Source organism: Streptococcus sp. 27098_8_69, assembly GCF_041432445.1.
Taxonomy (GTDB): Bacteria; Bacillota; Bacilli; order Lactobacillales; family Streptococcaceae; genus Streptococcus.
In genome coordinates, this window is the sequence record NZ_JAPVZO010000016.1 from 39,933 (window position 1) to 48,922 (window position 8,990).

Below are 8,990 nucleotides of genomic sequence, written 5' to 3' on the forward strand. Positions count from 1 at the left end.
ACTTATACCATAAAAAGAAAGAGGTTTAAATGATGGTTAATACAGGATTAGATAACAAATATCAATTTGAAAATTTTATAGAAAAAGATGGTAATGCTTTGGCAAAGAAAGGATCCTTAGCAGTAATAGAGAACTTAGGATTAAAATATAATCCCCAATATAATCCTCTTTATATTTATGGGGAATCAGGTTCAGGTAAAACACACCTCCTGCAAGCTATTGGTAATAAGGTTCTTGAGAACAATCCAGAAAAGCGAGTAAAATATATTTCTGCCGAAAACTTATTAGAAAATGAGCTAGAAATCCAAAAAGTTAGAAGTGAGCAGTTTGATCTCCTAATAGTAGATGATATTCAGATATTAGGGGAAAAGGATATTCTTATTCAAGAAAAATTTTTTAATCTTTTTAATTCTCTACATGCTAAGGATAAACAAATGGTTTTCTCTAGTGACACTGAACCAGATCAATTGAAAAATGTTCAATCTCGTTTGATTGTGCGTTTTAAGTGGGGAATGACAGTGTGTCTAACATCAATTGAAGTATAAAAAGGACTGTAGATGAATGATCAAGAAAGACTACTAACGATTTTTTTACGATTACAGTTTGGGACTCCGTTAGGAAAAAAGCAATTAGCTCAAGAATTTATGGTTAGTGAAAAGACGATACAGAGAGATTTTTCGCTACTCCGTGATATTTTATCTAGTAACACCAGTTATAGTGGAGATTTGCTTTATAACCGTAAGACGAATAAGTATTGTTTAGCAAGTAAGGCAGTTTTTAATAAAAAGGATATACTCGTTATTTCAAAGATTTTATTGGAAAATCGAGCACTGAATAGACCAGAAATTGATAGCTTACTAAAAAATTTACTGATTTTAGTTCCTCGTGATGACCAGAAAGAAATTGAGAAGATTATTGGTAGTGAAAAGCTTAATTATGCTCCCTTAACGGATCAGCAAAATAGAATAGAGAAAATATGGAATTTATCAGAAGCTATTTTGCATGAACAGGTTCTAGATATTGTCTATCAAAACCCGTATTCTGAGTCTTCTAAGAGGCAGACTGTTTTACCAGTCTCTCTTTACTATGATAGTCATTATTTCTATCTGGTTGTTTACCAGTTGAAACATGCTACTTATATTACTTTAAGAATAGACCGTATCCAGTCCTGGTCTCTTAGTGATATAGAGAAACCTTCTATTTCTTATCGAGATAAATTTAGAGATGGAGACATTCGTAACGAGAGAGTGGACGCTTTTATCGGGAAGAAAATCAGTATTGAAATCGAGTATTTGTACGATCCGACGATTGTGATGGATCAATTTCCAAATGCAAAAATAGTTGGGAAAAATGGTAGCTGGACTCATTTTCAGTTTGAAAGTCAGCATACACCGGGGCTTAAACGCTGGTTGCTGGGACAAGGGGAAGCAGTTACTGTTTTGTCTCCTCGGATTTTAGTAGAGGATATGAAGCAAACAGTTCAAGAGATGATAGATAAATATAGATGAGGATAAAATGACTATTCAATTTACTTCTAAAAAGGTTGGAGAACTATTGAAAAAAGGGAATTTGCGGATTCCTTCTTATCAAAGACCATATAAATGGAACAGAAAACATATCCGTAATCTTTTTTATGATTTACGAGATGCTATGGGAAAAAAGGAATATCAGATTGGTTCCGTTATCTTGCATGAAAATGAAAGATACTTAGATATTGTCGATGGACAGCAACGGCTAATTTCTATTTCCTTGTTTCTTCATTTATTAGATGATTTAGAGAATTATAAGGGTGCTAATCAACTGCTGAGTGCTGAATTTGGAGAGCTATCTTGCTATCATGCGAGTGAAAATTATAATGAGTGGGAAAATTTGACTCAATTGGTTGGCGAAAATCAGGCAAAAGATATTTGCAATTTTTTATTGAAAAATTGTTCTGTCTCCGTGATTACTATGCCACAGGAACGATTATCAGAGGCCTTTCAGCTATTTGATTCTCAGAATAATCGTGGAAAATCTTTAGAACCTCATGATTTGCTCAAAGCCTACCATCTTCGCAAGCAAGATTCAGAAGATGAAAAGATTGTTGAAAAATGGGAGCAATTTGTAGAAGATAAAGATTTAAGTCTCAAAGAGTTGTTTGATAAACATCTTTTTCGTATGAGACGTTGGTCTCGAGGAGAGACAGGATTGACAAACAAACGTTATGGATCTTATCTACGTTTTACAGAGGATTTTATTGACGATTTTAAAGGCGTTGATTTGAATCAGAACTTTCCATATCTAGAATTGTATCGTCATATTGAAAATCTCCCCATGTCCATTACTATGCCAATCATTGATGGAAGTAAATTTTTTGAGTATATTGAATCTGCTCATGAAACTATTAAAGAGCATAAAGATTTTTTAAATGAAAAGTTAGGATTTTCTGATGAGCCTGAAGGGGAAGAAAAAAATTTAGCTTACCCAAAAGATATGTTAAACATTTACAATAGTTCCAAAGGACGCTACCTCAAGTGTCACAATATATTCCTAAATATTTGCTCGCTTTTTGCAGATAGATTTGGGAAAGATGAGCTATCAAAGGATATAGTAGAGACCTTGTTTATTTGGTCTTATTACCCTCGAGTTAAGTCTAAAGCTATATATGATGCAACTGTAGGAAACTATGTTGCTGGTGGAAGGTTTAGACAAAAAGAGGTTCAAAAGCTATTTCAACTTTTATCTCATGCTGTCACTCCGAATGATTTCATGGTCAAGATAGATAGAGAGTTATTTGAAAATTATACTGTGGAAAAGATTATAGAAGAGGAAAAAGATAAATGGTAGAAACACATACAAGTTTGTCAGTGAATCGTTTGTTAAATGAAGATACCTATGCTATTCCTCTTTATCAGAGAAATTTTGCCTGGACTTATGATGAAATTGAACAGTTATTGAACGACGTAGCAGATGCTTTTCAAGAAAATAGAGACAATTACTACTATATTGGAACATTAGTCGTTAATAAAGAGAATGGCATTTTCAAAATCATAGATGGGCAACAACGGACAACAGCCCTTAATTTGATTGCCTTGGCTTTGAAGCATGAGTTTGGTTTTGATAGATTGAAAGCTGTCAATCTTACCTTTCCAGCTAGGAAGAAATCAAATAAGAATATTCAAGATTTATTTGCCAAGCAAGAAATTTCAGAGGACGATGAGAATGAGCTGACTAGAGGTTACGGATATGCTAAAGACGCATTGAAAAAAGTGCTAGAGGAGCGGCAATTTGAATCTGAATCTTTCTTTAATTATCTATTTGATAATGTCATTATTTTTCGTAGTATTCTTCCCAATGATTTAGATTTGAATTTATATTTCGAACGTTTCAACTCTCGAGGAGAGCAACTGGAGGCTCATGAAATTCTTAAAGCACAAATGATGGCTAAGTTTGGTACAGACCAAGAAATGGCGCAAAAGTTTGCAAGAATTTGGGATGCCTGTGCAGAGTTTGATAAGCCGGTCTCAAGTCAATTTAAGATGCGACGGAAGAGAGCAGATGATTTTCAAGAACGCGAACGTATTTTTGGATGGCATTTTACAAATTACTCATTTCATAATATTTATGATGATATTGATTTTTATCAAAGTGAAAGAAGAAAGTTATCAGATATATTAGGAAAAACGATAAGTGAAAAAAATACAGAAGTAGAAAAAGATTTTGGTGATTATACCCAAGTTATCGATTTTCCAACCTTCCTACTCCATGTATTGGCAATTTGGGAAGGTAAGAATATCAATGAGGTTCAGTTAGACGATAAGAAACTTTTAGCTCTATTTGATATAAAAAATAAGAATAAGACTTGGATTATTGAATTCAGTGAATTTCTTCTTAGAATAAAACATATTTTTGATAATTACATCGTTAGAAATTCAAATATGGATTCTTCAAGCAGAAATAAGGATGAATGGTTTTTGCAGAAGGGAACTTATTATGAATATCAACCTAATGGAAAAGCTAAAGAGCATTACATAGTTGAAGAACGCTTTACTAAGAATACATTTTCAGATTCGGAAATTAACCAAAACATCATTCTTCTCCAATCCATGTTTGCTGTGACTTTTACTGCTAATCGTGATAGTCGTTGGTTATATGAGATTTTACAATTTCTCTACAGACATATTGAAGAACTAAATGATCAAGACTTCGGTGTTCATTTTAAGGAATTTCTTGAAAAAATGGCAGTGACGTATGCAGAACAAAGATTGTTTACTGAGAATAGAAGAATTAAGAAATACGGGGATATTCCTGTTTATGCTTTTAACTTTGTAGATTATGTTTTATGGAAAAATCGTGAAGAATTAAAGAAAGCATACGATGTTAAGTTTGAAGATTTCAAATTTGCATATCGTCGTTCTATAGAGCATTGGTTTCCACAACATCCAAATAGTGATGAAAGAGTTGAAAAAATTGATGATAAATTTTTGCACTCCTTTGGGAATCTCTGTATCATTACAGATAGTCAAAATTCGAAGTTTGGAAATTTAGTTCCAAGTGCAAAATATAAACAGTGGGAAGGAATTTTCAATCGCCAGAGTTTAAAATTACAGATGATGGCAGATGTAACGGTAAAGAATGATAAATGGGGTATTTGTGAGATTCAATCTATGGAAAAAGAAGTGGAAAGATATGTACACGACTTTTGTGATAGTTAAATAAAAACAAGCTTTATTAGGCTTGTTTTTAAATTTACATCATATGTGATATACTAGTAACGGGGGACATTTCATGAAACTAAGAATTTTCGCGGAAGACAAGCCTGCTCAAAAGGTGTTTGAATATCAATTAGAGCTTGCTGATCAGACAATTCTTCTATCGACAGCACTCTTGTCAGGTGCTATTGCTGTGGCAGGATTATTTTCAGCTTTGAAAGAAAAATAAAAATAGAAAAGAGAAAACAGAATGGTTTTACCAAATTTTAAAGAAAATCTAGAAAAATATGCTAAGTTATTGGTTGCGAACGGAGTTAACGTGCAACCTGGTCATACCTTGGCCCTCTCTATCGATGTGGAGCAACGCGAGTTGGCTCACTTAATCGTCAAAGAAGCTTATGCACTTGGTGCACATGAAGTTATCGTTCAATGGGCAGATGACTTTGTAAACCGTGAGAAATTCCTTCACGCGCCGATGGAGCGTTTGGACAATGTGCCAGAATACAAGATTGCTGAGATGAACTACCTTCTTGAAAACAAAGCAAGTCGTCTCGGTGTTCGTTCTTCTGACCCAAGTGCCTTGAACGGAGTGGACGCTGAAAAGCTTTCAGCTTCTGCTAAAGCTATGGGAATTGCTATGAAGCCAATGCGTATCGCAACTCAATCTAACAAGGTTAGTTGGACTGTAGCAGCTGCAGCTGGACTCGAGTGGGCTAAGAAGGTCTTTCCAAATGCTGCGAGTGACGAAGAAGCAGTGGACCTCCTTTGGGACCAAATCTTCAAGACTTGCCGTATCTACGAAGAAGATCCAGTTAAGGCTTGGGAACAACATGCAGCTATCCTGAAGAGCAAGGCAGAAATGCTCAATAAAGAACAATTCTCAGCTCTTCACTACACAGCTCCCGGAACTGATTTGACACTTGGCTTGCCTAAGAACCACGTTTGGGAATCAGCCGGAGCTATCAATGCCCAAGGTGAAGGATTCTTGCCAAACATGCCAACAGAAGAAGTCTTTACAGCTCCTGACTTCCGTCGCGCAGATGGTTATGTGACTTCAACAAAACCTCTTAGTTACAATGGAAATATTATCGAAGGTATCAAGGTGACCTTTGAAAATGGTCAAATCGTTGATATTACTGCTGAGAAGGGTGATCAGGTTATGAAGGACCTTGTCTTTAAGAATGCTGGTGCGCGTGCCTTGGGTGAATGTGCCTTGGTACCAGATCCAAGCCCAATTTCTCAGTCAGGGATTACCTTCTTTAACACCCTTTTTGATGAAAATGCTTCTAACCACTTGGCTATTGGTGCAGCTTACGCAACTAGCGTTGTTGGTGGAGCAGAGATGAGCGAAGAAGAGCTTGAAGCTGCAGGACTTAATCGTTCAGATGTTCATGTTGACTTTATGATTGGTTCCAACCAAATGGATATCGATGGTATCCGTGAGGATGGGACACGCGTACCACTCTTCCGCAATGGAGATTGGGCAATTTAAGGAGAATCTATGCTTGGAAGTATGTTTGTCGGCCTTTTAATCGGACTACTAGCAGGAGCTATCACCAATCGTGGAGAACGTATGGGATGCTTCGGAAAAATGTTCCTGGGCTGGATTGGTGCCTTTTTAGGACAATTACTCTTTGGTTCTTGGGGACCAAGCCTAAACGGTACAGCCATTATCCCATCAGTTCTCGGTGCCATGATTTTGCTAGCCATTTTCTGGGAAAGAGGAAGCTAAGTTTCGATTTAGAAGGCAGATTAACTCTAAAGAATAAGAGAGAGGCTGGGACAAAAGTCCTAGCCTCTCAATTGTCTTTGGATTGTCGATCAAGACGCAGTGGTTGAGTGGGCTCTACTACGCTTATTTCATCAGCTTTTACAGCCCTACTCAACTGTGCGGAGGTGGGACGACGAAATCGAATTCTAACGAATTACCGATTTCTGTCCCACTCTCTCTTTTTAGGTCGCTATATAAAGTCCTTTGAAAGCATTCATCTGGACTTTGCCACAGCCCTTTCAGTGACTGGTTCTTTTTATATTGCCTCAAGTATGGTACAATAAAAGCATGAGAATTCAACAATTACACTATATTATCAAAATCGTAGAGACTGGTTCGATGAATGAGGCTGCCAAGCAACTTTTCATTACTCAACCTAGTCTGTCAAATGCCGTTCGTGACCTAGAAAATGAGATGGGAATTGAGATTTTTATTCGAAATCCCAAGGGAATCACCCTCACACGTGATGGGATGGAATTTTTATCCTATGCCCGTCAGGTTGTCGAGCAAACCCAACTTCTAGAAGAACGCTATAAGAATCCCATCGCTCATCGCGAGCTTTTTAGTGTGTCTTCGCAACACTATGCTTTTGTGGTCAATGCTTTTGTTTCCTTGCTCAAAAAGAGCGATATGGAAAAGTACGAGCTTTTTTTGCGTGAAACCAGAACCTGGGAAATCATTGATGACGTCAAGAACTTCCGCAGTGAAGTCGGAGTCCTCTTTTTAAATAGCTATAACCGAGATGTCCTTTCGAAGATGTTGGATGACAATCATCTGGTTGCCCATCATCTCTTTACAGCACAACCCCATATCTTTGTCAGCAAGTCCAACCCACTTGCCCAAAAAGACAAGGTGCAGTTGGCGGACCTAGAAGACTTCCCATACTTGAGCTATGACCAAGGGACCCATAATTCCTTCTACTTCTCAGAAGAGATTTTGTCACAGGAACACCACAAGAAATCCATCGTGGTTAGTGACCGTGCGACCTTGTTCAATCTCTTGATTGGTTTAGACGGTTATACCATCGCGACTGGTATCCTCAATAGTAATCTTAACGGAGACAACATCGTTTCGATTCCACTTGATATTGATGATCCCATCGAGCTGGTTTATATCCAGCATGAGAAAACAAGCTTGTCTAAGATGGGTGAACGCTTCATCGAGTATTTGCTTGAAGAAGTTCGTTTTGATAGCTAATCATAAGTACATTAGAAAAGAAAAGGAAATATGACACCAATGAATACCAATGATTTTGATTTTCACTTGCCAGAGGAGCTAATTGCTCAAACTCCTTTGGAAAAGCGCGATGCTTCTAAGCTTTTGATGGTCAATCGCAAAACAGGAGAATTTCAAGATCGCCATTTTCACTCCATTATCGAGATGCTAGAGCCAGGTGATGCTCTGGTTATGAATGATACACGCGTTCTGCCAGCTCGACTTCATGGTCAGAAGGAAGAAACAGGTGGACACGTTGAACTCTTGCTCTTGAAAAATACGGCAGGAGACGAATGGGAAGTGTTGGCGAAGCCAGCCAAACGTCTCAAGGTCGGTGCCCGAGTTGTCTTTGGTGATGGTCGCCTAAGCGCAGTCGTGACCGAGGAATTAACCCATGGAGGCCGTATTGTCCGTTTTGAGTATGAAGGGATTTTCCTAGAAGTGCTTGAAAGCCTGGGAGAAATGCCGCTTCCTCCTTATATCCACGAAAAGTTGGATGACCGCGAACGTTACCAAACAGTCTATGCCAAGGAAAGTGGTTCAGCTGCTGCTCCAACTGCAGGTCTGCATTTTACCAAGGAATTACTAGAAGAAATCCAGCAAAAAGGAGTTCACCTAGTCTACTTGACCTTGCATGTTGGGCTTGGAACCTTTAGACCTGTTTCAGTGGACAATCTGGATGAACATGAGATGCACTCAGAATTTTATCAATTGTCTGAGGAAGCTGCTGCGACCTTGCATCAGGTCAAAGAAAATGGTGGCCGCGTGATTGCCGTGGGGACAACCTCAATCCGTACGCTAGAAACCATCGGAAGCAAGTTTGACGGTCAAATCCAAGCAGACTCTGGTTGGACCAATATCTTTATCAAGCCAGGTTATGACTGGAAGGTTGTGGATGCTTTTTCTACTAATTTCCATTTGCCTAAGTCTACCTTGGTCATGCTTGTTTCTGCCTTTGCAGGACGTGAATTGGTCCTCGAAGCCTACCAGCATGCTATTGATGAAAAATATCGTTTCTTTAGTTTTGGTGATGCCATGTTTATCTATTAAAAATAGAAGGGCTAATTCCTGATTGGATTAGCTTTTTTGATGTCAAATAGCTATTGAATTATATGGAAATAAATGATACACTGAAAACTACAGGCTAGCTATTTTAGATGCATATGAAACTGTATCATCATTTTAAAAGGAGATTATCATGAAAAAAACATTGCGCTACACCGAGCCCACTGAAAAAGTAACTCTCTTACTTTTAATAAAATGAAAACCGAGGAACCACTCATCAATTTGAGCGAATTCCTCGGTTATTTTTT

At 37.7% G+C, this 8,990-nt stretch carries 9 protein-coding genes; all 9 read left to right on the top strand.

All coding sequences use genetic code 11. From position 1 onward, the window contains the following. Window positions 1-29: 29 nt before the first annotated feature. The 9 genes from O3658_RS06845 to queA all read left to right on the top strand — a co-directional run bounded on the left by O3658_RS06845 (window position 30) and on the right by queA (window position 8,727). Entirely contained in the window at window positions 30-545 is a 516-nt protein-coding gene (locus O3658_RS06845) for a DnaA ATPase domain-containing protein (protein ID WP_371560270.1), read from the top strand. Window positions 546-557: 12 nt separating this feature from the next. Next, on the top strand, window positions 558-1,508 hold the full coding sequence (locus O3658_RS06850; protein ID WP_371560272.1) for a helix-turn-helix transcriptional regulator: 951 nt from the start codon (window positions 558-560) through the stop codon (window positions 1,506-1,508). Between the two features lie 7 nt (window positions 1,509-1,515). After that, the gene (locus tag O3658_RS06855) at window positions 1,516-2,826 is read left to right on the top strand and encodes a DUF262 domain-containing protein (protein WP_371560274.1); all 1,311 of its coding nucleotides are present in this window, start codon (window positions 1,516-1,518) and stop codon (window positions 2,824-2,826) included. Beyond that, window positions 2,820-4,694, top strand: coding sequence for a DUF262 domain-containing protein (locus O3658_RS06860; protein ID WP_371560276.1), 1,875 nt, complete (start codon window positions 2,820-2,822; stop codon window positions 4,692-4,694). The genes O3658_RS06855 and O3658_RS06860 overlap by 7 nt, the downstream gene beginning before the upstream one ends. Before the next feature lie 73 nt (window positions 4,695-4,767). Further along, entirely contained in the window at window positions 4,768-4,920 is a 153-nt protein-coding gene (locus O3658_RS06865) for a hypothetical protein (RefSeq protein WP_371560278.1), read from the top strand. 21 nt (window positions 4,921-4,941) lie between these two features. After that, window positions 4,942-6,183 carry an aminopeptidase gene (locus O3658_RS06870; protein WP_371560280.1) on the top strand — a complete coding sequence of 414 codons (1,242 nt, stop codon included), beginning with the start codon at window positions 4,942-4,944 and terminating at the stop codon, window positions 6,181-6,183. 9 nt (window positions 6,184-6,192) lie between these two features. Then, window positions 6,193-6,423, top strand: coding sequence for a GlsB/YeaQ/YmgE family stress response membrane protein (locus tag O3658_RS06875; RefSeq protein ID WP_223140522.1), 231 nt, complete (start codon window positions 6,193-6,195; stop codon window positions 6,421-6,423). A gap of 327 nt (window positions 6,424-6,750) precedes the next feature. Beyond that, a complete protein-coding gene (locus tag O3658_RS06880; RefSeq protein ID WP_045763101.1) occupies window positions 6,751-7,659 on the top strand; it encodes a LysR family transcriptional regulator in 909 nt (302 codons plus the stop codon). 39 nt (window positions 7,660-7,698) lie between these two features. Then, window positions 7,699-8,727: a tRNA preQ1(34) S-adenosylmethionine ribosyltransferase-isomerase QueA gene (gene queA, locus O3658_RS06885; protein WP_371560283.1), complete on the top strand. Its 1,029-nt coding sequence runs from the start codon at window positions 7,699-7,701 to the stop codon at window positions 8,725-8,727. The last annotated feature ends 263 nt before the right edge of the window (window positions 8,728-8,990 follow it).

Coding starts and splice junctions, on each gene's coding strand:
- O3658_RS06860 (WP_371560276.1), top strand. CDS start 2,820: ATGGTAGAAACACATACAAGTTTGTCAGTGAATCGTTTGTTAAATGAA.
- O3658_RS06870 (WP_371560280.1), top strand. CDS start 4,942: ATGGTTTTACCAAATTTTAAAGAAAATCTAGAAAAATATGCTAAGTTA.
- O3658_RS06850 (WP_371560272.1), top strand. CDS start 558: ATGAATGATCAAGAAAGACTACTAACGATTTTTTTACGATTACAGTTT.
- O3658_RS06875 (WP_223140522.1), top strand. CDS start 6,193: ATGCTTGGAAGTATGTTTGTCGGCCTTTTAATCGGACTACTAGCAGGA.
- O3658_RS06855 (WP_371560274.1), top strand. CDS start 1,516: ATGACTATTCAATTTACTTCTAAAAAGGTTGGAGAACTATTGAAAAAA.
- O3658_RS06865 (WP_371560278.1), top strand. CDS start 4,768: ATGAAACTAAGAATTTTCGCGGAAGACAAGCCTGCTCAAAAGGTGTTT.
- O3658_RS06845 (WP_371560270.1), top strand. CDS start 30: ATGATGGTTAATACAGGATTAGATAACAAATATCAATTTGAAAATTTT.
- O3658_RS06880 (WP_045763101.1), top strand. CDS start 6,751: ATGAGAATTCAACAATTACACTATATTATCAAAATCGTAGAGACTGGT.
- queA (WP_371560283.1), top strand. CDS start 7,699: ATGAATACCAATGATTTTGATTTTCACTTGCCAGAGGAGCTAATTGCT.